At 47.2% G+C, this 24435-nt stretch carries 28 protein-coding genes and 1 riboswitch; of the genes, 17 read left to right on the forward strand and 11 right to left on the reverse strand.

Annotated features, from left to right (window positions below; translation table 11 throughout):
* Positions 1 to 67: 67 nt before the first annotated feature.
* The 3 genes from ACZ481_RS10345 to ACZ481_RS10355 are packed head-to-tail and all read right to left on the reverse strand — an operon-like array spanning position 68 to position 2610.
* A complete protein-coding gene (locus ACZ481_RS10345) occupies positions 68 to 1624 on the reverse strand; it encodes a hypothetical protein (protein ID WP_464770065.1) in 1557 nt (518 codons plus the stop codon).
* A gap of 9 nt (positions 1625 to 1633) precedes the next feature.
* Positions 1634 to 2122: a PilW family protein gene (locus ACZ481_RS10350; protein WP_464770066.1), complete on the reverse strand. Its 489-nt coding sequence runs from the start codon at positions 2120 to 2122 to the stop codon at positions 1634 to 1636.
* Positions 2123 to 2154: 32 nt separating this feature from the next.
* On the reverse strand, positions 2155 to 2610 hold the full coding sequence (locus ACZ481_RS10355; RefSeq protein ID WP_464770067.1) for a hypothetical protein: 456 nt from the start codon (positions 2608 to 2610) through the stop codon (positions 2155 to 2157).
* A 200-nt stretch (positions 2611 to 2810) separates the two neighbouring features.
* On the opposite strand from ACZ481_RS10355, the gene ACZ481_RS10360 reads away from it, so the two are divergent.
* From ACZ481_RS10360 to ACZ481_RS10390, 7 genes are all read left to right on the forward strand, one after another.
* On the forward strand, positions 2811 to 3074 hold the full coding sequence (locus tag ACZ481_RS10360; protein ID WP_464770068.1) for a sigma factor-like helix-turn-helix DNA-binding protein: 264 nt from the start codon (positions 2811 to 2813) through the stop codon (positions 3072 to 3074).
* Between the two features lie 336 nt (positions 3075 to 3410).
* Positions 3411 to 3626: a hypothetical protein gene (locus ACZ481_RS10365; protein WP_464770069.1), complete on the forward strand. Its 216-nt coding sequence runs from the start codon at positions 3411 to 3413 to the stop codon at positions 3624 to 3626.
* 329 nt (positions 3627 to 3955) lie between these two features.
* Positions 3956 to 4891: a cysteine synthase A gene (gene cysK / locus ACZ481_RS10370; RefSeq protein WP_464770070.1), complete on the forward strand. Its 936-nt coding sequence runs from the start codon at positions 3956 to 3958 to the stop codon at positions 4889 to 4891.
* A gap of 206 nt (positions 4892 to 5097) precedes the next feature.
* Positions 5098 to 6150: a sulfate ABC transporter substrate-binding protein gene (locus ACZ481_RS10375; RefSeq protein WP_464770071.1), complete on the forward strand. Its 1053-nt coding sequence runs from the start codon at positions 5098 to 5100 to the stop codon at positions 6148 to 6150.
* A 56-nt stretch (positions 6151 to 6206) separates the two neighbouring features.
* Complete coding sequence (gene cysT / locus ACZ481_RS10380) at positions 6207 to 7061, forward strand: sulfate ABC transporter permease subunit CysT (protein ID WP_464770072.1); 855 nt, start codon at positions 6207 to 6209, stop codon at positions 7059 to 7061.
* A gap of 19 nt (positions 7062 to 7080) precedes the next feature.
* Entirely contained in the window at positions 7081 to 7914 is an 834-nt protein-coding gene (cysW, locus tag ACZ481_RS10385; protein ID WP_464770073.1) for a sulfate ABC transporter permease subunit CysW, read from the forward strand.
* On the forward strand, positions 7904 to 8962 hold the full coding sequence (locus tag ACZ481_RS10390) for an ABC transporter ATP-binding protein (RefSeq protein WP_464770074.1): 1059 nt from the start codon (positions 7904 to 7906) through the stop codon (positions 8960 to 8962). The genes cysW and ACZ481_RS10390 overlap by 11 nt, the downstream gene beginning before the upstream one ends.
* A 10-nt stretch (positions 8963 to 8972) precedes the next feature.
* Here ACZ481_RS10390 and ACZ481_RS10395 read toward each other — a convergent pair whose 3' ends face one another.
* Positions 8973 to 10001 carry a LacI family DNA-binding transcriptional regulator gene (locus tag ACZ481_RS10395; protein ID WP_464770075.1) on the reverse strand — a complete coding sequence of 343 codons (1029 nt, stop codon included), beginning with the start codon at positions 9999 to 10001 and terminating at the stop codon, positions 8973 to 8975.
* Positions 10002 to 10229: 228 nt separating this feature from the next.
* On the opposite strand from ACZ481_RS10395, the gene ACZ481_RS10400 reads away from it, so the two are divergent.
* From ACZ481_RS10400 to ACZ481_RS10415, 4 genes are read left to right on the forward strand one after another with little or no spacing between them, the layout of a single operon-like run.
* Positions 10230 to 11906 carry an adenylyl-sulfate reductase subunit alpha gene (locus ACZ481_RS10400; protein WP_464770076.1) on the forward strand — a complete coding sequence of 559 codons (1677 nt, stop codon included), beginning with the start codon at positions 10230 to 10232 and terminating at the stop codon, positions 11904 to 11906.
* Positions 11896 to 12207 carry an indolepyruvate ferredoxin oxidoreductase subunit alpha gene (locus ACZ481_RS10405; protein ID WP_464770077.1) on the forward strand — a complete coding sequence of 104 codons (312 nt, stop codon included), beginning with the start codon at positions 11896 to 11898 and terminating at the stop codon, positions 12205 to 12207. Before ACZ481_RS10400 ends, ACZ481_RS10405 begins: the two co-directional genes overlap by 11 nt.
* 12 nt (positions 12208 to 12219) lie before the next feature.
* Positions 12220 to 13110, forward strand: coding sequence for a sulfate adenylyltransferase subunit CysD (cysD, locus tag ACZ481_RS10410; RefSeq protein ID WP_464770078.1), 891 nt, complete (start codon positions 12220 to 12222; stop codon positions 13108 to 13110).
* Positions 13110 to 14720: a sulfate adenylyltransferase subunit 1 gene (locus tag ACZ481_RS10415; protein WP_464770079.1), complete on the forward strand. Its 1611-nt coding sequence runs from the start codon at positions 13110 to 13112 to the stop codon at positions 14718 to 14720. Before cysD ends, ACZ481_RS10415 begins: the two co-directional genes overlap by 1 nt.
* Before the next feature lie 206 nt (positions 14721 to 14926).
* Here the strand turns inward: ACZ481_RS10415 and ACZ481_RS10420 are convergent, their stop codons facing one another.
* From ACZ481_RS10420 to ACZ481_RS10445, 6 genes are all read right to left on the reverse strand, one after another.
* A complete protein-coding gene (locus ACZ481_RS10420) occupies positions 14927 to 15097 on the reverse strand; it encodes a hypothetical protein (RefSeq protein WP_464770080.1) in 171 nt (56 codons plus the stop codon).
* 50 nt (positions 15098 to 15147) lie between these two features.
* Entirely contained in the window at positions 15148 to 15339 is a 192-nt protein-coding gene (locus tag ACZ481_RS10425; protein ID WP_464770081.1) for a DUF4177 domain-containing protein, read from the reverse strand.
* Between the two features lie 203 nt (positions 15340 to 15542).
* The gene (locus ACZ481_RS10430) at positions 15543 to 15731 is read right to left on the reverse strand and encodes a hypothetical protein (protein ID WP_464770082.1); all 189 of its coding nucleotides are present in this window, start codon (positions 15729 to 15731) and stop codon (positions 15543 to 15545) included.
* Between the two features lie 443 nt (positions 15732 to 16174).
* On the reverse strand, positions 16175 to 16330 hold the full coding sequence (locus ACZ481_RS10435; protein ID WP_464770083.1) for a hypothetical protein: 156 nt from the start codon (positions 16328 to 16330) through the stop codon (positions 16175 to 16177).
* A gap of 99 nt (positions 16331 to 16429) precedes the next feature.
* Positions 16430 to 16627 (reverse strand): hypothetical protein, encoded by a 198-nt coding sequence (locus tag ACZ481_RS10440; RefSeq protein ID WP_464770084.1) that lies wholly within the window; start codon positions 16625 to 16627, stop codon positions 16430 to 16432.
* Between the two features lie 177 nt (positions 16628 to 16804).
* A complete protein-coding gene (locus tag ACZ481_RS10445) occupies positions 16805 to 17353 on the reverse strand; it encodes a hypothetical protein (protein WP_464770085.1) in 549 nt (182 codons plus the stop codon).
* A gap of 274 nt (positions 17354 to 17627) precedes the next feature.
* Here ACZ481_RS10445 and ACZ481_RS10450 point away from each other — a divergent pair, with 274 nt between their 5' ends.
* Positions 17628 to 18206: a CBO0543 family protein gene (locus ACZ481_RS10450; protein ID WP_464770086.1), complete on the forward strand. Its 579-nt coding sequence runs from the start codon at positions 17628 to 17630 to the stop codon at positions 18204 to 18206.
* Positions 18207 to 18416: 210 nt separating this feature from the next.
* Positions 18417 to 18950, forward strand: coding sequence for a hypothetical protein (locus tag ACZ481_RS10455; protein ID WP_464770087.1), 534 nt, complete (start codon positions 18417 to 18419; stop codon positions 18948 to 18950).
* Positions 18951 to 19253: 303 nt separating this feature from the next.
* Here ACZ481_RS10455 and ACZ481_RS10460 read toward each other — a convergent pair whose 3' ends face one another.
* Entirely contained in the window at positions 19254 to 19970 is a 717-nt protein-coding gene (locus tag ACZ481_RS10460; protein ID WP_464770088.1) for an SLBB domain-containing protein, read from the reverse strand.
* 215 nt (positions 19971 to 20185) lie between these two features.
* Here ACZ481_RS10460 and ACZ481_RS10465 point away from each other — a divergent pair, with 215 nt between their 5' ends.
* From ACZ481_RS10465 to gspE, 4 genes are all read left to right on the forward strand, one after another.
* Complete coding sequence (locus ACZ481_RS10465; protein WP_464770089.1) at positions 20186 to 20689, forward strand: YqeG family HAD IIIA-type phosphatase; 504 nt, start codon at positions 20186 to 20188, stop codon at positions 20687 to 20689.
* A gap of 10 nt (positions 20690 to 20699) precedes the next feature.
* Complete coding sequence (locus tag ACZ481_RS10470) at positions 20700 to 21482, forward strand: carbon-nitrogen family hydrolase (protein WP_464770090.1); 783 nt, start codon at positions 20700 to 20702, stop codon at positions 21480 to 21482.
* 52 nt (positions 21483 to 21534) lie between these two features.
* Positions 21535 to 22401, forward strand: coding sequence for a shikimate dehydrogenase (locus ACZ481_RS10475; protein WP_464770091.1), 867 nt, complete (start codon positions 21535 to 21537; stop codon positions 22399 to 22401).
* Positions 22402 to 22527: 126 nt separating this feature from the next.
* Positions 22528 to 22610: riboswitch (cyclic di-GMP riboswitch) on the forward strand.
* A gap of 106 nt (positions 22611 to 22716) precedes the next feature.
* Complete coding sequence (gspE, locus tag ACZ481_RS10480) at positions 22717 to 24393, forward strand: type II secretion system ATPase GspE (RefSeq protein ID WP_464770092.1); 1677 nt, start codon at positions 22717 to 22719, stop codon at positions 24391 to 24393.
* The last annotated feature ends 42 nt before the right edge of the window (positions 24394 to 24435 follow it).

The following is a 24435-nucleotide window of genomic DNA, read 5'->3' on the forward strand; positions in this document are numbered from 1 at the left end:
GGCTTGATTATTTATTGACCCGTTGTAAAATTCTCAATTCCCTGAAGAGAGGGTTTGTTTACTATAATTAATTAGTCCAGGAAATGACAGAAAAATCTGAGCCGGGACCTGAACCGGGGCTTAAGTTTAGCGCAGGAGCTATTGCATCACTATGTAGAACTTTAACTCCTGATATAAATATAGTGCCGTTTGAATATAGTCCACCAACAGTAACGCCGAAATTTGTTGCTTCTATATAATTACCAGCAATCATAAGAGTCGTTCTTGCTGTACCGCCAGATAATTCAATATTGTGTGTTGCCATTACCAGTCCAACCCCATTCCCACTCATCACTGAAGAAGCGTTATCCATTTTAAAATCTTTTGTGTATATTTTGGTAACTGCACCGGATAGACTTTTATTAACTGATCCACTATTTAAATACACTCTATTCTGTGCTATTATGTTAACTATGCTGCCGTTGATGTATGTACCGCTATTAGTTAGAGATAAACTTCCATTGGTATACAAATTTACAGTTCCATTGCTACCAGTATCAATATATCCCCCATTAATGGGGACCCCTGTATTCGCATATATTGTTACAGCACTGCCTTTGATATAGGAGGATGAATTATTTAGCAATAAATCTTCATTGGTATACAAATTTACAGTTCCATTGCTACCTGCATCAATATATCCTCCACTAAAATCAAACCCATTTGTAGCATGTATAGTTATATTTCCGCCTGTAATCTTGGTCCCCGCGTACAGAGTAAATTTGCCTCTAATATATATTGTTACCGTTTTCCCGTCTGGTATCACATAAGAATGACCGTTTAAATAATAATCTCCTTCATAATAATAGGCAGGTTGCGTTAACTGATATATATGACCTCCCCACTGACCTGAAGTCCATGTTTCTGTTATATTTGTTCCTGTTTTTGAAAAATCTGTCGGATTTTCGGGCATTAAAAATGCTGGGTTGGGAATATCTATAGTACCTTGATTACTAATCACTTGCGCCTTGCCCGCAGTTATTTTTTCAATGTTCTCCTCTTTATTCGCCTTAACCATTCCGGACGGGGCATAAGCATATCCTGAAATTGAGTCAATTGCTGTCGTATGTAAATCAATGCTTGTATTTGAAGCAATATCTCCAGTTATTTGAACTGGACCGCCATTAAAGGTTATGGCACCATTTGAAAACGCACTATAATTATTATATATACCACCTCCTCCTTGAGATCCCGTCTTTACATTCACTGTCACTGTCTTTTTTGAGTCGGCTACATGCCCTTCTGAGGTAATTGTATATGTACTTCCTGGCTCTGGGGCAGAAAAGGGGTCAATTGGCGGGTCTATATTGACTATATAGTATTTATCCTCCGAGCCATCAAAACTATTATGGCTATCATTATTTAGCCAATCCCAATCCGTCCTCTCATTAGCAATCGCCACAATAGCCCGCTTAGCCCCGGCCTCAGCCACGAACTGAGCTTCAACCAGATTCTTATTTATCGATGTCAATTTAAGCTGCGTCGTAACCATGGGAGTGAGGCCAGCCACAATAATGCCGGCAAACGCCATGATGAAAAGAGCTAACATAGTTGACAAACCGCTTTGATTTCTTAAATATCTCATATATCACCCTCACATATTAGGAAGCGATATGGTGAATTCATTAAACGTAATTGTTGGACTGTTACTAAATGCCCTGTCAATTACTTCTATAGAAACGGTTAATGTTTTATTAGCAACTGATTCAAATGTTATATTTTCTATTACAGCAGAAGTCAAATTTTCAGTTGTTGTATTGCCGTCTGTGTCAGTTCTCTCTACCATGAGCGTATTGGCATTATTGCCAGTACCAATAAAGATTCGGCAATTTTCGCTATCGACAGTGTATTCAATTTCAGTTGAACTTACTAGCGTAACATTTGTAGCATATCTAATTTCATTTGATAGAGCATTAAAAATTTCGCGTTCGCTTGAGATGTTTCGCTGTTGTGCCATGTTGATTTGAAAGGTTTTAATAGTGGTTGTTAAGGTCCCAAAGATAGGTGCTAAGATTATTAGCATGATGGCCATGCCAACCAGGAGCTCAACTAGAGTAAATCCACGATCATTCAGTTTTAACATAGTAGTATCCTATCAATCTAACATTATTAGGCTCACTGTGAACCGTCAAGCAAATTCAATTGGTCAAGTTTTTGTTGAGCAATATAAGTGGCAGCTGTGTGACCAGACGCGGCGACTGTAGATTTAGATATGTACATACAAGTGCCAAGTATGGCCGTTAATGCAACAACCGTTATGAGGACTCCAAGCATAGAATCAACCAATATCCAGCCGGCTTGCGACTTCATTTTTGTAGTGAGTTTTATACGGGCACGTTTAACGAGTTCTAAAACTAATAATAGATCCCAAAGTAATGAAACCACAAACAAGACAGTAATAATAGTAATCGCTAATGCTTCAGCGAAATCTTGAACACCGTAGCTATATGCAGGAATAAGAATTAGTGCTAAAAGTACAGCTGCGACAAAAATAAAGTAAATTGCTTTAAGTAAGATTATTGAGGTTTTCTCATTTTGGTATGCTTGTTCAAGATCATCCAAATACTTCATGTAAATACCTCCCTAATATTACATATATTTCTTATAAGTTCGATATAAGGGAAAATATACCTTTTAAAAAATAATGTTATTAGAATTGTATTTATATTTTGAGATACACTCCGAGGCATCTTGACATCAGACTTAAAGAGAGCTATTGAACAAAATACAGATAACTATATAGTGTTAATGAGATAACGCTGATTGATGTATTGGGTACTGCCCCTGATATTGTCGGCGAGACAGTCGAGAATCTGTGCGAACAGGAGCGTCTGAATCGGGAGATTCATCGGCTGACCGTCCGGGAAAAATGGGTGCTGGAAATGCGCTTCGGCATTCCTAACGGCAGCCGCAAAACCCAGCGGGATATAGCTAAAATCCTGGGGATATCCCGCAGCTATGTCAGCAGGATCGAGAAGCATGCCATTAACAAGTTGGGGAAGACACTGGCCGTGGATGAACAACCGCCTAAGTAAATGCATTGCCGGTTAATCCCTTTCTAAGACACCGGAGGTTTATTGCTTGGAAAGGAAAAAACAGTAAAAACAGCGCCCACATGATATGCTTCCCTTACAGTAAACAATTGAAACACTGTTTACTGTAAGAAGAAGCATATTTTTCTGGGAAGAAATTTACGGTTTTGTTCTTATGATATCGGCAGGCCTGTCGAATATTTTAGGTCCAAGCAAGAAAGAACAATCCCCGGCTGACCAATAAAGGTAACAGGATTATTATTTTAACAAGGCGTTTTTTTAGAGACTAAATTAAACAAATAAATCGTATGTGTTCTTATGGGAATATTTCTGAATATAATGAAGGATATTGTAAATATGGGGAGAAATATATATAGTTGCAAAAATAATGATTCAAGCAGAATTGTTAGAAGAGTTAATTCAGGTAAAAACAATGTTGGTGATAGAGTGATGGTTAAGATTACTGGGAATTTAGTTATTAATGGGGTTGTGGCAATAGGAAAAGGCACTTTCGGTCAGGCTGTTGTTACAAAAGTAAAACGAGCTGGATCATAGGGAAAAGGTGGCGGTATTGAGCTTGAGGCTAATGCTATGAAACCTGTGAATATATTGAAGTTCCACTAGCGTTTGATACTACCAAGTATGGTGGCGGCCAGGGGATGGTTACCGTGGCTTTTAGTTGGTGTCTTTTCTGGTTTCCTAAAAGGAAAAAACCAAGATAACCCTCTGGCACCAAATTTTCTTAGCGGTTGAATCGGATGTTGATTTAGGCATAAAACCTGAAATGTTAGCGGATTCAATGAGAAATACTATTACAGTCACGACTGAATGAAAAAGGACTGCGAATAATGATATCATATCATAAAGAAAATGGAGGCGTTATCATGGGTAAAATTGCACAGAACCTGACCGACTTAATCGGCCGCACACCGCTTCTTCAGTTAAATAAGTATGGAGCAAGTAAAGGCGTGCCCGCAAATCTAATTGCTAAACTGGAGTATTATAACCCGCTTGGCAGTGTAAAAGACAGAATTGCATATGCAATGATTTCGGATGCGGAAGAAAAGGGGCTCATTAAACAAAATACTGTTATTATTGAGCCCACCTCAGGCAACACTGGCATTGGCCTTGCGTTCGTGGCAGCGGCAAAAGGTTACAAGTTTATTCTTGTTATGCCTGAAACCATGAGCGTTGAACGTCGCTCTCTTGCTGCCGCTTTGGGGGCGGAATTAGTTCTGACCGAAGGCGCTAAGGGGATGAAGGGCGCTATCGAAAAGGCGCGGGAATTAGCGGCTGAATTACCCTCGGCATTTATTCCCCAGCAGTTCGATAACCCGGCCAATCCTAAAGTTCACCGTGAAACGACGGCTTTGGAAATTCTTAATGACACAGCTGGAAATATAGCTGCGTTTGTAGCTGGCGTGGGTACAGGCGGAACAATTACAGGCGTCGGTCAAGTCCTTAAAGAAAAGGTCCCAGGCGTGAAGATTATAGCTGTAGAGCCTTTCGATTCGCCCGTTCTGTCCGGAGGCAATCCCGGCCCGCATAAGATTCAGGGAATCGGCGCCGGTTTTGTCCCTAAAGTGTTTGACAAGTCTGTGGTAGACGAAATAATCACCGTGAGGAATGAGGATGCGTTTGCAACCTCTCAGGCGGTAGCGACTGCGGAAGGCCTGCTGGTCGGAATATCTTCCGGCGCTGCGCTGTATGCGGCGACTCAAGTTGCCTCACACCCGGAGTTGGCAGGAAAAAATGTAGTAGTTTTGCTGCCCGATACCGGCGAGAGATATCTGTCCACGTCTCTGTTCATTAAAAATTAGCCGGCAGTCTAACCGATCAAATCTACGAAGCGTTTGGAAGCCCTTGCTCTGCGGAGCAAGGACTCCCAAACGCTTTTTTTCTATTGCAGCACCAGGCTGTCAACGCAATCGGTTGCGTAAATTGGCATTGAAATATGTGGAAAAGGCTGTAATAATTAATTTACACTAAATATATCGAATTTTATTATTAAAGGAGGTTTTTCATTATGAAAAAATTTTTTGCATTTCTGTTGGCTCTCGTTGCGTCCGCAAGTTTGCTGAGCGGATGCTCTGCAAACAATGGCGGCGGTTCCAGCGTCACAGGCACAGACAGTATAAACCGCCCGGCTAAAATCGAAATACTAAATGTTTCCTACGATCCAACCCGTGAGCTTTATGTTGCGTTCAATAAGGCTTTTGCGAAATACTGGAAAGACAAGACCGGGCAGGAAGTCGTTGTGACTCAGTCTCACGGGGGTTCTGGCAAACAGGCCAATGCGGTTATTGAAGGCAATGAAGCCGATGTCGTTACACTTGCCCTTGAGGGAGATGTTGACGCGGTCCGCAAAGCTGGGCTGATCAAAGACGGCTGGGTTGACCGTCTATCTTTGAAGAGCTCGCCCTACACTTCAACGATCGTTTTTCTTGTTCGCAAAGGTAATCCCAAAAGCATTAAGGATTGGGACGATATTGTAAAGCCCGGCGTAGAAGTCATCACGCCCTCCCCAAAAACTTCCGGCGGCGCTAAGTGGAATTTTCTCGCCGCCTGGTCATTTGCCCTCAACCGTTATAATGGTGATGAGACGAAAGCAACTCAGTTTGTGAAAGACTTGTATGCGAACGTGACTGTTTTAGATTCTGGCGCCCGCGGTTCTACTGTCACATTTGTTGAAAACAAGCAGGGCGACGTACTCCTCGCGTGGGAAAATGAGGCTTTCCTTTCGCAAAAAGAGCACCCGGGCGAATATGAAATCGTTACCCCGTCCATCAGCATTCTCGCCCAGCCTTCTGTTGCCGTTGTTGATGCGAATGTCGATAAGCACGGTACCCGCGAGGTAGCTGAAGCCTATCTCGAATACCTATATACAGATGAAGCGCAGCGCATCGAGGGCGCCTGGTTCTATCGTCCGTCAAACAAAGATATCCTCAAAGAATTTTCCAGTACGTTCGACATACATGTCAAACTCGTTACTATTGACGACGACTTTGGCGGCTGGGATGCGGCCAATGCGAAATTCTTTAAAGACGGCGCCATATTCGACAAAATTTATCATAAATAAGATTGAGGCGGCGCAAGAGGGGGAACAGATTATTATTTACATGAGGTAATGGTAGTATGGATAAAATTTTAAAAAGGTTTGTTCCGAAAAAAAAGGCGAGGGTGGTCCCGGGGTTCGGTCTGTCTATGAGTGTCACGATAACTTTGATAAGCCTGATTGTGCTCATACCACTGCTGTCAGTGCTAGTTGTCCTGTCTGGGTTCACCTGGAAGGAATTTTGGGACTGCATCACGGATAAGATGGTGCTTCACGCTTATCAAGTCAGCTTTGTGTGTTCATTGATTGCGGCGCTGATCAACTGTGTGTTTGGCTTGCTTCTTGCCTGGGTCCTTACAAGATATAAATTTCCGGGGCGAAGGATTCTCGACGGATTGATAGAACTTCCTTTTGCTCTGCCCACTGCCGTAGCGGGAATTGCGCTGACGACTATTTATGCAGACCAAGGATGGATAGGCGCCATCTTCGGACCTCTTGGAATCAAGATTTCATATACGCAAATCGGTATCACAATCGCCTTGATTTTTATTGGAATTCCGTTTGTGGTGCGTTCGGTGCAGCCTGTGCTTGAAAAATTGGACCCCCAGTATGAAGAAGCGGCGGAGATGCTGGGGGCGTCACGTTCGCGGACTTTTTTCAAGGTTGTTTTCCCCGAATTGCTTCCTGCGCTGCTCACTGGTTTCGGCTTGGCGTTTTCACGCGGATTAGGCGAATACGGAAGCGTTGTTTTCATCGCGGGAAATATACCTTACAAAACGCAAATAGCCCCGTTGCTGATCATGGGAAAGTTGGAACAGTTCAGCTATGCGGGTGCAACCGCGATTGCGCTAGTAATGATTATTTCTGCATTTATCCTTTTATTTGCAATTAATTTCATACAAAGTCATATGAACAAAGCGGCAAAAAGCAGTTAGCGGCGCGGGAGGGATGACAATGAAACAAGGAATAAAAGCAAACCTTACAGAGATTACCCTGATTGTTTTATGTGTTGTTTTTGTCGGTGTAATGCTCATAATACCGCTGGCAAGCGTACTAGTTTACTCGCTGCGGGAGGGTTGGGAAGTTTTTAGCAGGACAATCAGTGACAAATACACCATCGCCGCGCTTACACTGACGCTGTACGTCGCAGTAATCGCGGTGGTATTTAACACAGTGTTCGGGCTGTTTGCGTCTTGGGCAATTACAAAGTTCCGTTTTCGAGGGAAAAATTTCCTCACGACGCTGATCGACATTCCCTTTGCCATTTCGCCAGTTATCGCAGGCCTGATATTTATACTCATATTCGGACGTATCGGTTGGGCGTATGATTTTCTCGACAGTCACAATATTAAAGTTGTTTTTGCTGTGCCCGGCATTGTGCTTGCGACGATTTTTGTTACATTGCCCTTCATCGCGCGTGAACTGATACCATTAATGCATTCCCAAGGCTCGGACGAGGAGGAAGCTGCCGCCCTTATGGGGGCTAGAGGAATGACAATCTATCGAAAGATAACGCTGCCTCATATAAAATGGGGACTTCTATACGGAGTGATCCTTTGCACGGCCCGTGCTTTGGGCGAGTTCGGCGCAGTCTCAGTTGTTTCGGGCAAGCTGCGTGGCAAGACCAACACGCTTCCTCTCCATGTCGAGCAATTGTTCCAAGAATTTCATTTGACTGCTGCTTTTGCAGCCGCCTCAATTTTGGTTGTGGTTGCAATTATCATACTGATTTTGAAAAATATCGTGGAATACAAGGGGAAGAAGGAGGAAGAGCTTCATGTACGTTGAGTTGAAAAATATCAATAAGGCGTTCGGAAACTTTCAGGCGCTAAATGATATCTCTATTTCGATAGAAAAGGGAACATTGGTGGGCCTGCTTGGCCCCTCAGGCAGCGGCAAAACGACGGTCCTGCGTTCTATCGCTGGTCTGGAACATCCGGATTCCGGCGATATTTATATAGGCGGACAGCGGGTCAACGATGTTCCTGCCGCGAAAAGAGGCGTGGGCTTTGTTTTCCAAAGTTACGCACTCTTTAGATATATGACAGTTTATGACAATATCGCGTTCGGGCTGGAAATTCAAAAAGAAGATAAAAAATATATCAAAAACCGTGTCTCGGAATTGATTTCGCTAATCGACCTGGAAGGTCTGGAAAAGCGCTATCCTCATCAATTATCCGGCGGACAGAAGCAGCGCGTCGCGTTTGCGCGAGCGCTCGCGCCCAATCCGCATCTTCTGCTGTTGGATGAACCTTTTGCCGCAATCGACGCCAAAATCCGCAAGGAGCTTCGCACATGGCTCCGTGAAACCATTAGCAAGGTCGGAATTACAAGTATCTTTGTAACGCACGACCAAGAGGAGGCCATTGAGGTGTCGGACCAAATCGTTTTGACGAACAACAGTCGTGTGGAACAAACTGGGTCGCCTCTTGAGATATATCGCAACCCCCAAACGCCTTTTGCGGCAAAATTTCTTGGTGATTCAGCCTCAATAGACGATTATAGTAAGATCAAGGGTTTTTCGGCAACAAATGGTTTTAGCAGCGCCATTATCAGGCCCGAGTTTGTCCAAGTATTCAAAGCAGGGAAATCACTTTATCCCAACACAACCGACCGTGGAGTTGTCGAGAGTTCCTTTTTTCGCGGCAACAGCCAGGAACTTCATATCAATTTGAACGGTATAAAAGTCATTGCGGACTATTCTTTAGAAGAAAACCCTTTTCAGATTGGTGAAGCCGTTGAGGTGATTATTAACCGTCTGTTCCTTTATAACGATTCGCAGGTGCTGTCCGTTGAAAATCAAAATCTGAAAAGTTTCAACTCGGTGGTTATTTAAACCTCGTATTTTATATGTAACTGCCTATATCAACATATCCCTGATGCCAAACGCTTTCCCGTTCAACCAATTTACTGGGAAGGATGATCTTAACAGGCAGCTTATGCCCTTTGTTAATGCGGTCAAGTAATATACTCACAGCGATATTTCCCATTTCGATAGCGGGCGTTTCGATGGTAGTAAGCATAGGTGAAACATAAGCCGAAAGCTCGATATTGTCCATACCGATAACCGAAATATCTTCAGGTATTTTTATCCTTGACTCTCTGAAACGACGCATGGCGGCGATGGCCATAGAATCGGAAGCGCAAAAAACGGCCGTTGGTAAAGTCTTTCCGCGTTTAAGCAGCTGCTCTGCGGCCGCATATCCTCCTTCCGCCGTGTGCGGCACATTAATAGAGCAGATATGCTCGAGCTTGGCGGATGCCTTGCGCATCGCTTCCGTATAAGCCTTAAACCTCACCTCATTCGTTGTTTCCCCGAAATACGCAATATGCTTATGTCCGTTTTTGAATAGTAAAGCCAGGGCTTTTTCAGTTGCTTCTTTTCCATCGCAAATCACCTGGTCAAAAGATACGTCAAGAGGGTTTCTCCCGACATAAACGATATTTTTATACTTTTGCTCAATGGCTTTGATTTGGTTTTCTTTGATGCGCCCGATTACGATTGCGTTGCCGAGCTTTTCCTTGTTATCGGGAACGGAAGAATCGCAGCTAGACGTCAGAATGCTGGAGACAACAACTTCTGCGCTCAGCGAGCGCTGTTCAATTGCTCTTGCAACCTGCTCAAAAAACGGATTTTCACTAATGGTTTTCGCGCGTCCCAAGATACAGACAATGCTATTGTGCTGGTGCTTGGACGCACTGTTTCGTTTCAGATTTTTCGCGTTTTGGTTCGGCACATATTCATGCTCCCGTATGACTGCCCAAACGCGGTCGCGCACCTCTTTTGAGGCAAAGCTGTTGTCAGGTGAATTGATAATTCGTGAAACCGTCGATGCGGATACTCCGGCAATTTCCGCAATTTTTTTTATGCTCACATAGGTTCCTCCCAATTCAACACTAGCAAAATGCTACTAGCTATAGTATAGGTTTCTTCCGCTGTCTCAGCAATAAGCAATAAGTAAAACGTTTGCGCAAAAAAGTTGCGTAATACTGCTGGTGAAAATCTCGGGCTATTCAAGCAATCGGTTGCGTAATTGGTCATTGCTGTTTGCCGGTGTGAAACCTATAATTTAACTATTCGAATATGTTTGGTAGGTGCTTTTGTGAACAATATTGAGATAGGTGTACAAAGAATAGCCACGGATTTTTTAATCATAGGCGGCGGTACGGCGGGGTGTTATGCCGCGCTTACCTTTTGCGAGCATTCCGACGCGAAAGTCCTGATTGCTGAAAAAGCAAATATCAGGCGCAGCGGCTGTCTTGCGGCAGGCGTTAACGCTATCAATGCCTATATCCTGCCCGGACGTACTCCACAGGATTATGTGGAGTATGCCAGGACCGACGCCGAAAAAATCGTTCGCGGCGATCTGCTTTTGACAATGGCGGAAGGGCTGAACAGGACCGTTACTAAGCTGGAAGGCCTTGGGCTTTCGCTCCTTAAAGACGAGCATGGGAATTATGCCGCAAGAGGAAGCCGCAACATCAAAATCAACGGCGAGAACATAAAGCCGATTTTGGCTGAAGCTGTGGCCAAGCAGCCGCAAATCACGGTCATGAACCGCATCAATGTGTTTGAATACAGCGCGGAAGACGGCAAAATACTGGGCGCATACGCTTTTTCGATTGACGAGCCGGTCCTATATGTTATCTCAGCCAAGGCTGTGATTTGCGCCGCAGGCGGAGCGGCGGGCCTCTACAGGCCGAATAACCACGGATTTTCACGCCATAAAATGTGGTACTCGCCTTTTAATACAGGCGCGGGTTTGGCGATGGGGATTTTAGCGGGCGCAGAAATGACCACACTTGAAATGCGGTTTATCGCCCTGCGCTGCAAAGATACAATCGCTCCTACCGGGACTCTTGCGCAAGGTGTGGGAGCGAAACAGATCAACTCCAAGGGGGAGGTGTATGAGCGAAAATACGGTATCACCACCTCGCAGCGGCTACACGGGACTGTAACGGAAAATCTTGAGGGGCGCGGGCCGTGTTATCTGAAAACAGTTGGTATCAGCAAAGCGCAGGATGAGGATCTGCAGAAAGCTTATTTGAATATGGCTCCGGGCCAGACGCTCAAATGGCTGGAGAGCGGCAATACGCCAAGCGTGCAAAATGTTGAGATTGAAGGTACTGAACCGTATATCGTGGGAGGACATACCGCCAGTGGATTTTGGATTGATACCAACCGTGAAACGACAATCAAGGGCCTGTTCGCGGCTGGCGACGCGGCGGGCGGTTGTCCGCAGAAATATGTAAGCGGCGCGTTTGCCGAAGGAGAGATCGCCGCAAAATCCGCCCTGAAGTATAGCAAAAATGAGAGTAACACTATTTCCAATGAGGACGCGCAACGGGTTAAAAACCGCCTGCAGCTCATATTGAACAGCACGTCTGCCAGGGCAGACGCCCTTGAAGAGGAAATGCAGGCAGTGATGGACAAATACGCCGGAGGAATCGGGGCGCATTACCGTTATGACGAGAATTCTCTTGCGGTTGCAGACGCAAAGGTAAAAAAAATTCTTGAAAAATCAGAGAAATTATCCGCAAAAACAATGCGGGAGCTGTTATATGTTTTTGAACTGCGGGAGCGGTTGGTTCTCTGCCGTTCGGTAATTGCGCATCTTGCGGCCCGAAAAGAGACGCGCTGGCGCAGCTTTGGCGAGAACACCGGTTATCCCGAAAGAAGCTCCGCTTATGATGTATATATCAATTCAAAGCTGGAAAACGGCATGATAAAAGTCTTTACCCGTAATCTCGTAGAGGAGGGCAGTGTTTATGAGCATTGAGATCACGGAGCGACACTGTGTCGGCTGCGGTTTGTGCGCTGCGGTCTGCCCCGGCAGCTTGATTGCGATCATCGCAGGGAAGGCGGTTATTAACGCCCCAAACCGCTGTTGGGGCTGTGCGTCCTGCGTCAAAGAATGTCCAAAAACCGCCATAGCGCTCTATTTGGGTGCCGACATTGGCGGGTTAGGCGGAAGGCTGACTGTCCGGCAGCAAAATACGCTGCTGCATTGGACAATCAAACTGCCGGACGGCAATATAAAGATCATTATCACTGACAGGGCTCAATCAAATAAATACTGAGGAGGTTTTAAGTTGACTCATTTGGATAAGCTCGAAGCTGAAGCTATCTATATCATCCGCGAGGTTGCGGCAGAATGTGAGAAGCCTGTCATGCTTTATTCCATCGGCAAGGATTCTTCCGTTATGCTCCATCTTGCGATAAAAGCGTTTTATTCTGAAAAACCACCGTTTCCCTTTATGCATATTGATACAAGCTGGAAATTCCGTGAAATGACGGAATTCCGTGAACGCCGCGCAAAGGAGCTCGGTATCAATATGATTGTGTACCGCAATGAGGAGGCCATCGCGCAAGGCATTAATCCGTTCGACCACGGAGCCGCCTACACCGATATCCTTAAAACCCAGGCGTTAAAGCAGGCATTGACAAAATACGGGTTTACCGCCGCGTTCGGCGGTGGGCGCAGAGACGAAGAAAAGTCCCGTGCCAAAGAACGCATCTTTTCGTTCCGGAACGAGCAGCACGCGTGGGACCCGAAAAATCAGCGCCCGGAAATGTGGAAGCTGTTCAATACCAAGATTAACAAGGGCGAGAGCATTCGTGTGTTCCCTATTTCAAACTGGACAGAGAAGGACATCTGGCAGTATATCCGGCGTGAAAACATTCCAATTGTCCCTCTTTACTTTGCCAAAGAACGTCCTGTCGTTTACCGCGACGGCAATATTATTATGGTTGATGACGATCGAATGCGGTTTTTGCCCGGAGAGACTCCCGTAGTAAGAAAAGTGCGATTTCGCACCTTGGGGTGCTACCCGTTAACGGGCGGGGCTGAATCAGACGCCGACACGCTTGACGCGGTAATCGACGAAACCCTTGCGGCGGTTACGTCCGAGCGCACCAGCCGGGTGATTGACAATGAGGCGGCAGGCAGCATGGAGCGCCGGAAGCGGGAGGGGTATTTTTAATGGTGACCGTGGAAAATGGATTGCTTAAATTTATTACCTGCGGCAGCGTAGATGATGGAAAGTCAACGCTGATCGGACATATTTTATATGATTCCAAATTAATCTATACGGACCAGGAGCAGGCGCTTATTCTTGACAGCCAGGTGGGAAGCAGAGGTGGTAAAATCGATTATTCCCTGCTGCTTGACGGGCTGATGGCAGAGCGTGAACAGGGAATCACCATTGACGTAGCCTACCGGTATTTTACTACTGCTGTGAGAAGCTTTATTGTCGCGGATACGCCGGGGCATGAGGAATATACCCGCAATATGGCTGTCGGCGCTTCCTTTGCCGATTTAGCGGTCATTTTGGTTGACGCATCCCGGGGCGTTCTGACCCAAACGCGCAGGCACGCCCGCATATGCTCACTGATGGGTGTCAAATGCTTTGTTTTTGCGGTAAACAAAATGGACTTGGTTAATTATGAAAAGTCCGTATTTGATAAGATCACTGCTGATATTGATAAATTCTCGGAAGAACTGTCCGTAAAGAACACCTATATCGTTCCCGTTTCAGCGACTGAGGGCGACAATATTACGGAGCATTCAAATAATATGCTGTGGTTTAAAGGTCAGCCGCTGTTGTCCTACTTGGAAACGGTAGATATCGAAAACCGTGAAGAAATCGGATTCTATATGCCCGTTCAGCGTGTTTGCCGTCCCGACCAGACATTTCGCGGTTTTCAGGGGCAGGTCGAAGCGGGAACGGTCAGCGTGAGCGACACGCTGACCGCTCTCCCGAGCGGGGAAAAGGCTATCGTGAAAAGTCTGTACATCGGCGATAAAGCAGCGGAAGCCGCCACAGCGGGACAGCCCGTCACCATTCAGCTGGACCGTGAAGTAGATGTGTCCCGGGGTTGTGTCCTCTTGCGGGGAGCGCAGCTTAAAACCGAAAAAGCTTTTATGGCGACCATTTTGTGGACAGATGAAAGCCCTCTTGTTCCCGGCAAGGAATACTGGCTGAAAATCGGCACAAAGCTCATAACCGCTATTGTGACGGGCATCCGTTATAAAACCGACGTCAACAGCGGGCAAAAGTTGTCCGCAGAGAGCGTTGGCAAAAATGAAATTGTCACATGTGAGATTGTGGCGAGCGGACCGCTTATCATAGATGCTTTTGCGCGACATAAGACAATGGGGGAGCTTATTCTTATTGACCGGGTTACCCATGCCACATCCGCTTGCGGTGTCGTAGAGGAAGTGTGTGTGGAGTCGAACGGAAATGTTGTGCTGAAAGACAGTAACCGTGAACTGGCAGTAGGGCTGTTTGACCGTTTCTATTATCACCCGGAAATTCATACCGTTCTGCGGCACAGTCCAAACCCGGTTGTCTTTCAAAAAGGTGATGCTCTGCCGCTTGACAGTACGGGGTTTAAGTACCCGCACAGCTTTGACATACCTGCCGGTGAGGATTTTGCCAATATCAAAAACGGCGTTTTTGCCGGATTTGGCGAGCGGAATACCAGTGCGCCGCTCATTGATGCAAACGGTATTGACGCGAATGGCGCACCGCCGAGAGATTTTTTGCAATACCGCTCCGTTGCGGTGTGGGAGAAGGATTATGAGATTTAGCACTAAGGCTTTGCACAGGTTGAGACAGCGCCCGCGAAGGCGCTGTCTTTATTGTTTATATTGAGAATATCTGCCGCTTGCTATAATTTTAGCCCAGCCGTGTATTATAACTCTTCTTACTAACACAAGACCTTACAACTCAATCTCGACCATATTGCCCGGCGCCGCTTGTATCCGGGCCATTAATCCACGCCATTCATCATAAGTCAAAAAGACTGCCCTGCCTCGACAACAGAAGCCGGCACACGAAAATTTACTGTGTTGCCAAAACTGGCCACAGAGAGAACGCCACCATAAGCAGCGAGGGGGATCCGGTCAAAGTCAATGATCGGAAGGGCCTGCTCCAGGAAAAACTTCTTGTTGACCGATACTTTCATAGCTGTACCTCCACTAAAGTAATATTAATGGCTTAAGAAAGGGATGTTTGCTATTTTTCTTGATAGAAGATAAGCATAATCGTGTCTTTATCCAAAACCAGAGTTTCTCCGGAAATGTGCTTATCAAAAATCCAGCCATCCTGCGCTTGTTTGTTTAAGATTTCTTCCAGCCTCTCACCGTCGAGCCGGGAAGTTCCTAAAAACCCTTTTTTCTTTACTTCAACCACTTTATATTGTCGCATCTTAATTCTCCTCTCATAATTTTATCGGTTTCCTATTATGTAGGATCATTTGGTTATATTATCAGGTGGGCGTTAATCCCATAGGTGTAAAACAGATACCAGCAATTGCTTGCCGGCTCTGTATAGGTACCCCGTCTTTTTATAGTGGACCGCGAAAAAATGAAAAGTTCCAGATTGCAGTTAATGAATTATAATATTTGAGATTATTTACCGCCACCAAATACTATATAAATCATCAGTAAAAAGCCTAAAATAATAACCCAATTTTTCGCCCGGGCTGAGGTTTTTGGCCGCTGCTTGCGAGCCCGTTCAGCCTCAATGCGCTCGCGGGCTTTAATACGCTCCAGTTCCTCCTCATAAATTCTTTTCTTTTGTTCTTTGGTTAGTGCCATAGGCGATCACCTCTAAAAAGAATGGTTAGAAGATGGACCTTTGCTATAATCCGTTCTATTAAAGATATCAATAAAACAGCTTGTCTATTACTCGTCGTGTTTTGCTCGTCTATTCCAAACGTTACACGGTCCTGGACTCCCGGAGGGGTCCCCAATCTGCAAGTGGCCGTATTTTTTATTACCATTAACAAGTTTCGCTAAAGAAACTGCAAATTCCTGTAAAGTTAGTAAAATTAGGTTAATTTTGGAAAATTAAATTCGCCCGCTTCGAGTGCAATGGAATTATTTTCACAAAATACCATTAAGTATATTGCAGGAACCGCAAAAGAGAGAGGGGAATTCAGCCCGGCCCATCGATAGTGCGCCAGCCGTTTTTGCAGGAGCGGGAATAAGAAAAAAGCGGGAGCTAGTGTCCCGCTGTGGCTTAGTCCTGTTACTTATACTTAACTCTTTGGTTCATCAATATATTCCGCGGCTGCATGCAGCGCATCTTTATCCTGCGGGATTTCAGACTCCTTAAAAGATAATGGTTCCGGATTATTAGGACCGTAGCCTGCGGCAGTATTGGCTGCCTGCTGTTGTTTAGCAGATTCTTTCATAGCAATCACCTCTTGGTGATAGTGTGCGCGAACTTAATCTTTATTATTCCTGGGTGATGCTAAACTATCCCATTATATGATATGTGGCCCGGGTTTATATTATTCATTAGATTTAGCACTGAACCTTATATTCGGCATGGGGTTTAGGTTAGCATATTTTGAGTCTATTGCCTTTGCCAATATGCTCGCGAATGAAGCAGATTTTTTCTTGCTTAAACCATCCTTGGCCTGATGATAGCGGAAATTTTGCTGGCGATAATTGTAAACCGGTTGTGCCGGTGTTATTTTTAAAATCATATACTCACTCTCCCTGACTATTAATATAGGGTTACTGCTCTGTTAATATTTCTTTTTTTTAGATTAGCAGGTGACTGTGACAAAAACATGACAACCCATGGTGAGTGAAATCAAAGCGAACTCCCGTTAAGCATAAGAAAAGCGCCTCCCAAGACGCCTAATTATTTCAGTGTTAATTTATTCGTCGCCTTTTTTTTCTGCTTGCTCTTCGGGTAACGGCCTGGCTGCCGCTGGCTGTAAGTGCGGGGAAGATTCAGTTCGTTCCGCAGGGACGAACACGCTTTCCTGCCAGCGTTGATAAAGATAGACAGCAATTAAGTGGATTACCGTTAGGACAAAGGCCCCGAAGCCTGCAAACATATCCTGGTTAAGCCACACGAATATCTCCCGCCGATGCAGCAGTGGCTGGACTAAAAAGATCAATACAAAACTACCTATGATTTGAGCAGCCGTATACCATAAAAATCGTCCGTAAGTATATTTGAGTATCCACATCGAGCCTACCGGCAATGCCCCATAGACATAACTAATCATCTCATTTAACGGGAAAATGTTTTCCCTTGTTTCCCACAGCTTGAAGGTGACACCGGCATCGATAATTATAGTATTTGTTACAATCACAAACAAAGCTGCTGGCATCCATCTTTTAATATCTTTTTTTGGCATTAAGAATAGGGTTAGCCATGGCAAAAACAGCATACCCCATAATATTGTCTGATTACTCATAGCAGATCGCCTCGTCATCTCTTATTTGCTCAGTTTATTTTTGCACATTTTACAAGCTTTATACTAACCATTTCTGCTATTCCCCCATAAGAGGAAAGCGCAATTCCGGTCTGCCTTGATCAAAATGGCAGAAATTTCTGATAGGCGGCAGTAGGTTATTGCTTTTTAAAATGCTGCATTTCCTTTACCGGCGAATTAATACCTTGTCACAAGGCAATACTACTTACAGCTATAGGCGGTGATGCTCTTGACATTCCTAGACGGAAGCATAGAAATGTATATAGCCATTATTAGTATAGCCTTTGCCTGCATCGGCAGTTATTTTTTACTGCGACTTGACTGGAAACGCTACGGGCTTTTATACTTAATTGCCGGTATTACCGGCAACATTCTGTGTTTCATATTTGTCAAAGTTGGCTTTTATTCTTTTCCCTATATATTTTTGCCTATTGTCAAATTACCGGTAGTATCTATAACTACGGCTTTTTCCTTTTATGTTTTGTTTGGTGTCAGGTATAGTCCGGTAAAATGGCCTTATAAAATCGCTTTTTATGGCGTGATTGTAAACCTGGGCGTACTGTTAGAGACCGTTTTAAAAAATACAACTGGTTTAATTCACTATGAATATGAATGGGATTTTTGGGATTCGTACACTTCCTGGTGGGCCTTTTTTATCCTCATGGAATGGATTGGCGGCAAGATCATACCAAGCAACCTGAGAAAACCCCTTAAAGAAGAGGCGTTCCGTTTTGGGAATTGGTTTTTCTTCGTGATTCATTTTGTCGGCATATGTACAATTTTCCTGGCAGGCCTATATCTAGGCGTGTTAATAAAAGAATCAGTTAAAATTTAACTTCGCCTATACCGGCAGCCACCCCTACCGGAATTGCCGCCAACAGCCATGCCGGGCAAAGTTATGTCACACTTTTTTATCACGCCACACTCCCCGTGGGGTAATTTAGGAGACGTAGTCTTATTGTTTATCTCCATTAGGTTAAGTTCTTTTCTGCATATTATTCAGAGTGCAGGCAGCTAAGCCAGCGATGATATTAGGAGGATTTTTATGAGCAACAGCTTTATTATGTGGTTTTTGTCTTTAGCCCCGTGGCTATCCCTTTTCTTTATGAAAAAAGCAGAGATAAAGCAATGGATGCCAGTTGCTATGTTTGCGGTGGTACTGGCTACTATAATTGGCGATATAGGAATTAGGTTAGGTTCTTGGGCTACCCGGGAATCGGTGTATCCGTTTGCCCAACTGTTACCTTACACTTTTGGCACAATGCCGGTATTAACGATATGGGTTTTTAAGCTCGCATATGGACGATTCGGGCTGTATATGGCTGTTAATACAATCCTGGATATTGTTTTTAACTTCTTTTTGCTAAATTATTTTTTACCTATAAGAGGCATAATCGACTTCAACATATCCCCCTTGCTGTCATTGCCAATTACTTTACTGCATGCAGTGGTTATTTATGGCTATCAAATGTGGCAAGATGATGTATTGGTAAACACCGGCAAGGAGGCAGAGTACAATGTCCAGCCGGCAGCAGCAAAACCTTTTGCCAATCCAGGCAAGGAGGAGGAAGAGGATTAGCCATTGTTACGGGGTTATTTATTTCATTATGTGGCAGTCAGATTAAGCTATAATGATGAACGGTAAAAAGCGGATTTTTTTGCACGCAGATTAACCTGACCCTAAAAACTCGCCTGAACTCCTGGCGTTAACTCCACATAATAGTAAAGACAGCGCCTCAAAGGCGCTGTCTTTACTATTATTATGAGGAAAAATGCAGGTTAGCATAAAACAATACTGAATAGACGCCTATAAGCCCTGCTGGCGTTGGCCGCAGCATTGCCAGTCGCATGCGCCGCTAAAAGGGCTAATTTTCACTAAGGCCTAAAGTAATTTCGGCAGACTGCCGGGCACCACAATTTCCTGGTAGTCTGAGGTAGGCTGCGCCAGATTTAGCTGATTCGGTTCGGCGCCGGGGGCGAACCCGCCTGCTGCCTGGACCGCGTCCATAATCAGCGCGTTGCCGGCAAGACGATATACTCCCGGCTTATGTACAAAGCCTTTGATATACACTGTGATTGGCTCGCGGGCCGGTGGCGGTGGGGCTGGCGGCGCCCAGTGGGAAAAAGCCAAGAGGTGGGGAAGGACCATTGCGGCTAACAAAGCGCAGGCTATCTTACACAGATGCTGCACATATTTTTTTACGCCCGCTGGTTTGGCGGGGGACATAACAAACATATTTCCGCCCGGACCGGCTTCCAGCATAACCCGGTGCCAGGGGCCGGTTTTGGCAACCTCGCTGGTTGCATGCAAAGACTGGCTAATTTTTACTTCTGCGAATTCAAAGGCAAAGCCGGCAATTTGAGAATACGGTGCAGTTAAGAAAACAGGGAAGTTTTCGGTCAGCCTCTGGATAAAGACCTCTTGCGGGGTTGCCAGCGTAAAGCTGACAGGTGGTTCAGCCCAGACCGCCAGCAGTGTCCCGTCCCTGGCAATCAGGGCATGGATTGTGTCGCCACTGCTGCCTGACGGCTTGCTGCGTAAAATTTCCTCAAGAACATTCACCATAGAAATAGACTCAGCATCCATAATGTAAATCACTCCGCCCAATTCATTCCTACTAAGATAGTAAACCATCTGCGCAGTATTTACAATAATTAGAATTGATATTTATAACATTTGCAATGGACAAGCTGCTCTCCGCCGGCAGCCCTGACCTGCTGCAGCTCAGCAGCGGTTGGCCGTCTCTTTTGTTTTTTGTTCTGCCATGCTATAATTTTTAATAACTGCATAATAATGGATTGCTGGAGGAAATTTTGCTCAAATTACTAACCCCCTGCTTAGTTGTCAACACGATATATGATATTAAGCCGGAGCTGCTGTGGCAGCGCGGCATCCGGGGCATCATTTTTGATCTTGATAATACGATTGTTGCCTGGAACAGCCCGGAAGTGGGACCGGACATGCGCCTCTGGCTGCAGCAGTTAAGCCGGTATGGTCTAAAAGTCTGTCTGTTGTCCAATAACGGCAATAAACGGGTCAAGGTCATTGCCGACCAATGCGGCGCCCCCTTTGTGGCCCGGGCTCTAAAACCGGCCCGGACCGGTTTCCGGCAGGCTCTGCGTACCCTGGGGCTGACTCCGGCTGAGGTTGCCGTAGTGGGCGACCAGTTGTTTACCGATATGCTCGGCGGCAACCGGCTCGGCTTATTTACCATCTGGGTGCAGCCGCTGGCGCCGCAGGAGTTTATCGGCACCAAAATTACCCGGCAGCTCGAAAAGCTGGCCATCCGCCTGTTGCGGGCCAGCGGCCGCCTATAGGAGGGCTCGGATGAAGATCGCAATGCTGCAAATGGAGATTGTGGCCGGCGACAGGGAAGGCAATACAGGCAAAGGCCTGGCACTTGTGGCGGAAGCAGCCGCCAAGGCTGACGTCATTATCCTGCCGGAAATATGGACAACCGGTTATGCCCTTAAAAACGTGGCTGCGGCGGCCGAGCACACCGACGGGCCGCTAATGACCCGCTTGGCCGGGATTGCCGGCAGCCAGCGCGTACACATTATTGCCGGCTCCGTTCCCGTCAGCCGCAACGGCCGGGTCTACAACACCACCCTGGTAATTGACAGACAGGGTACTGTTGTTGCCAGTTATGAGAAGGTACACCTGTTCAGCCTGTATGGCGAAGAACGCTTTTTTGCCCCAGGCACTAAGCTTGGCATGCTGGCCCTGGACAATATGACAGCCGGGGTGGCAATCTGCTATGATCTCAGGTTTCCCGAACTGTTCCGCTCACTGGCCTTGCAGGGGGCCCAGGCAGTGTTTGTGCCGGCCGGATGGCCGGCAGCCCGCGGCCATCACTGGCGGACCCTGGCTCAGGCCCGGGCTATTGAAAACCACCTGTATGTCTGTGCCGTAAACTGTGTGGGCAGCTATAAAGGCAGTCCTTTTTACGGGCATTCACTGCTTGTTGATCCCGAAGGGGTGATCCTAGCCGAAGGTGACGACCGGGAAACGATTATTTATGGTGAAATTAACCCGGCCCGGGTGACCGAGGCCCGCAAGGTTATGCTGACTTTTGCCGATCGCCGGCCTGATATTTATACTTGTGAATAGGCGCGGGCCTATTCTTTCCAAGTAGACAGACCACTAGCAGAAAGGAGAATTTATGATCATAACGGCTAAAACACAAAAAGTGGGGTTGCTGGGCTGGCCGCTCAGTCATTCGCTGTCGCCGGCCATGCAGAATGCGGCCTTTACAGCCAGCGGCCTGGACTATGTCTATCTGCCGCTGTCGACACCGCCGGCGCTGCTGCCCCAGGCGGTAGCCGGCCTGGCGGCCCTGGGCTTTAGCGGCGTTAATGTCACTATCCCGCACAAGGTGGCGATTATCGACTGTCTTGACGAGCTTGATGCCAGTGCCCGGCTGGCAGGGGCGGTGAATACGGTCGTTGTCAGCGCCGGCCGCCTTCTTGGCTATAACACCGATGCCGGCGGCTACATCGGCTCACTGCTCGCCGCCGGGGTTGCCGTCAAGGCTAAGCACGCTGTTGTTTTGGGGGCCGGCGGGGCGGCCAGGGCCGTGGTGGCCGGTTTGGTCGGCAGCGGCATTGCTGCCGTCAGCATTGGCGCCCGCGATCTGTCCAGGGCAGCGGCAGTTGCCGGCTTATTCGCCGGTACCGGGGTGCCGGTGACCGGCAGCAACTGGGATTCACCGGCCTTTGCCCAATGTGTGGCTGAGGCTGATATCATTGTCAACACCACGCCCTTAGGCATGTTGCCGGACATAGCGGGCCAGCCGCCGCTGGCCTGGGATCAGCTTAAGCCGGCAGCGGTGATCTCCGATCTTGTCTATAATCCGCTGCAGACCGGTTTTCTGGCGGAAGCAAGCCGGCGCGGCCACCGGGTGGTCACCGGTGAGGGCATGCTGCTGGAACAGGGGGCGCTTGCTTTTCAACTGTGGACAGGGGTCCCGGCACCGCGCCCGGTTATGCACCGGGCCTTGCTGGCAGGATTAGGCGGTAACCCGGCTTGACACTGAGATTCATTATCATTTATAATTTTTATAGTAATTCAATTTTATAAAGTTTTAATACAGCCTTAATAAAAAAATGCAGGAATTGTAAATTGTCAGGCGAATATACTTTTAGTAAAATCTCATCCTCCAATCGGAGCAATGAAATCTGGTCTGTATGTGGGCACTTGGACCAGGATGAGCGAGTAGTGCAACCGGCCGCAAAAATAATTATTATTTTGCTGTACCGGTTGTTTTTTTATTTTACATAATTGTTTTCCTGCCTTTTTGGCGCAGGCTGTTTTTGTCAATTATACACAATAATGGAGCGCGACTATGCTAAACAACCGCAAACGGTTAGGCGACCTGTTGATTGAAGCCGGCCTGATCTCCCGGGAGCAACTGGATAAAGCCCTGACTGTGCAGAAGCAAACCGGCGAACGGCTGGGCAAGGTGCTTATTAATCTTGGTTACATAACAGAAAATAATATTACTGAGGTTCTCGAATTTCAGCTGGGAGTGCCCCATGTGGAGCTGGCCGGCATGGCCCTGAACCCGGAAATTGTGGCGACTATCCCGGTTTCACTGGCTGAGCGCTATCAGATTATCCCGGTTAAAAAAGAGGGCCGCCGGCTCACACTGGCGATGGTTGATCCGACTAACTTTTTTGCCATTGACGATGCCCGCATGGCATCGGGGTGCGAGGTCGAACCGGTTATTGCCGCAGAGCGGGAGATTATGCGGGCCATCAGCCAATACTATGGTGTTACCGAGTTGGTGGAAAAAGCGGTCAACCAGTTAAAGCCCGAAGAGGCTGCGCCGATGTCCCAGGTCCAAACCGCTGACGACGCGCCAATCATCGGCATTGTTAACTCCCTGTTCAGCCAGGCGGTGCGGGAACGGGCCAGCGACATCCACCTGGAACCGCAGGAGAAAACACTGCGGGTCCGGTTCCGGATTGACGGGGTGCTCCGGGAGGTGGCCTGTTTTACCCGCGATATCCAGGCGGCGATTGTATCCCGGATCAAGATTACCGGCGGCATGGATATTGCCGAAAGGCGTCTGCCCCAGGACGGCCGGATCAAGATTACCGAAGCCGGCCGCGATATTGACATCCGGGTGTCGACCCTGCCGACCATCCTGGGCGAAAAGGTGGTAATGCGGATACTTGACAAGCAGGCGGTCATTCTGGATGTCGGCAAGCTGGGGTTTGCCCCTGACAACCTGGAGACCTTCCGCCGCCTGTATACCCAGGCTTATGGCATGATCCTGGTTACCGGACCGACCGGGTCCGGCAAAACCACAACCCTTTACTCGACCCTGGGGGAAATCAATACCAGCAGCAAAAATACAATTACCGTCGAAGATCCTGTTGAGTACCGGTTGGACGGTATTAACCAGGTCCAGGTCAATCCCCGGGCCGGCCTGACCTTCGCCCTGGGGCTGCGGTCCATCCTGCGGCAGGACCCCAATATTGTGATGGTTGGCGAAATTCGCGACACCGAAACCGCCGATATCGCCATCCGGGCGGCGCTGACAGGCCATCTGGTGCTAAGCACCCTCCATACCAACGATGCCCCCGGGGCCATTACGCGGCTGCTGGATATGGGGATTGAGCCGTTTCTGGCCGCTTCGTCCATCCTGGGCGTGCTGGCCCAGCGATTAGTCCGCTGCATCTGCCCGGAATGCAAAACCGGCTACACGCCGCCGGCCGACTCCCTGGAACGGCTGTTTCTCGGTGTGGCCCCGGACCAGCCCCTGCTCCTGCAGCGGGGCACCGGCTGCGCAGCCTGCGGCTTTACCGGCTACAAGGGGCGGATGGGAATTCATGAGGTCATGCCGGTGACCTCCACCATCAGGGCGTTGATTACCAGACGGGCCTCGGCCGATGAAATTGCCCTGGCGGCCAAAGACCAGGGGATGCTGTCGATGCGTCAGGATGGGATCGGGAAGGCTTTGGCCGGCCACACAACGGTGGAAGAGGTCATGCGGGTAGCCTATGCCGGTCTGTAGCACTGTTACTCAAATATAAGCAATGATTGCCGTAAATAATGG

The sequence above is a fragment of the Sporomusa intestinalis genome (assembly GCF_055383785.1).

Bases quoted from the DNA above. Each gene is read 5' to 3' on its own strand.
- ACZ481_RS10345 (WP_464770065.1), bottom strand. From the start codon at position 1,624: ATGAGATATTTAAGAAATCAAAGCGGTTTGTCAACTATGTTAGCTCTT.
- ACZ481_RS10350 (WP_464770066.1), bottom strand. From the start codon at position 2,122: ATGTTAAAACTGAATGATCGTGGATTTACTCTAGTTGAGCTCCTGGTT.
- ACZ481_RS10355 (WP_464770067.1), bottom strand. From the start codon at position 2,610: ATGAAGTATTTGGATGATCTTGAACAAGCATACCAAAATGAGAAAACC.
- ACZ481_RS10365 (WP_464770069.1), top strand. From the start codon at position 3,411: ATGAAGGATATTGTAAATATGGGGAGAAATATATATAGTTGCAAAAAT.
- cysK (WP_464770070.1), top strand. From the start codon at position 3,956: ATGGGTAAAATTGCACAGAACCTGACCGACTTAATCGGCCGCACACCG.
- ACZ481_RS10375 (WP_464770071.1), top strand. From the start codon at position 5,098: ATGAAAAAATTTTTTGCATTTCTGTTGGCTCTCGTTGCGTCCGCAAGT.
- cysT (WP_464770072.1), top strand. From the start codon at position 6,207: ATGGATAAAATTTTAAAAAGGTTTGTTCCGAAAAAAAAGGCGAGGGTG.
- cysW (WP_464770073.1), top strand. From the start codon at position 7,081: ATGAAACAAGGAATAAAAGCAAACCTTACAGAGATTACCCTGATTGTT.
- ACZ481_RS10390 (WP_464770074.1), top strand. From the start codon at position 7,904: ATGTACGTTGAGTTGAAAAATATCAATAAGGCGTTCGGAAACTTTCAG.
- ACZ481_RS10405 (WP_464770077.1), top strand. From the start codon at position 11,896: ATGAGCATTGAGATCACGGAGCGACACTGTGTCGGCTGCGGTTTGTGC.
- ACZ481_RS10415 (WP_464770079.1), top strand. From the start codon at position 13,110: ATGGTGACCGTGGAAAATGGATTGCTTAAATTTATTACCTGCGGCAGC.
- ACZ481_RS10420 (WP_464770080.1), bottom strand. From the start codon at position 15,097: ATGAAAGTATCGGTCAACAAGAAGTTTTTCCTGGAGCAGGCCCTTCCG.
- ACZ481_RS10425 (WP_464770081.1), bottom strand. From the start codon at position 15,339: ATGCGACAATATAAAGTGGTTGAAGTAAAGAAAAAAGGGTTTTTAGGA.
- ACZ481_RS10430 (WP_464770082.1), bottom strand. From the start codon at position 15,731: ATGGCACTAACCAAAGAACAAAAGAAAAGAATTTATGAGGAGGAACTG.
- ACZ481_RS10435 (WP_464770083.1), bottom strand. From the start codon at position 16,330: ATGAAAGAATCTGCTAAACAACAGCAGGCAGCCAATACTGCCGCAGGC.
- ACZ481_RS10440 (WP_464770084.1), bottom strand. From the start codon at position 16,627: ATGATTTTAAAAATAACACCGGCACAACCGGTTTACAATTATCGCCAG.
- ACZ481_RS10445 (WP_464770085.1), bottom strand. From the start codon at position 17,353: ATGAGTAATCAGACAATATTATGGGGTATGCTGTTTTTGCCATGGCTA.
- ACZ481_RS10450 (WP_464770086.1), top strand. From the start codon at position 17,628: ATGTATATAGCCATTATTAGTATAGCCTTTGCCTGCATCGGCAGTTAT.
- ACZ481_RS10455 (WP_464770087.1), top strand. From the start codon at position 18,417: ATGAGCAACAGCTTTATTATGTGGTTTTTGTCTTTAGCCCCGTGGCTA.
- ACZ481_RS10470 (WP_464770090.1), top strand. From the start codon at position 20,700: ATGAAGATCGCAATGCTGCAAATGGAGATTGTGGCCGGCGACAGGGAA.
- ACZ481_RS10475 (WP_464770091.1), top strand. From the start codon at position 21,535: ATGATCATAACGGCTAAAACACAAAAAGTGGGGTTGCTGGGCTGGCCG.
- gspE (WP_464770092.1), top strand. From the start codon at position 22,717: ATGCTAAACAACCGCAAACGGTTAGGCGACCTGTTGATTGAAGCCGGC.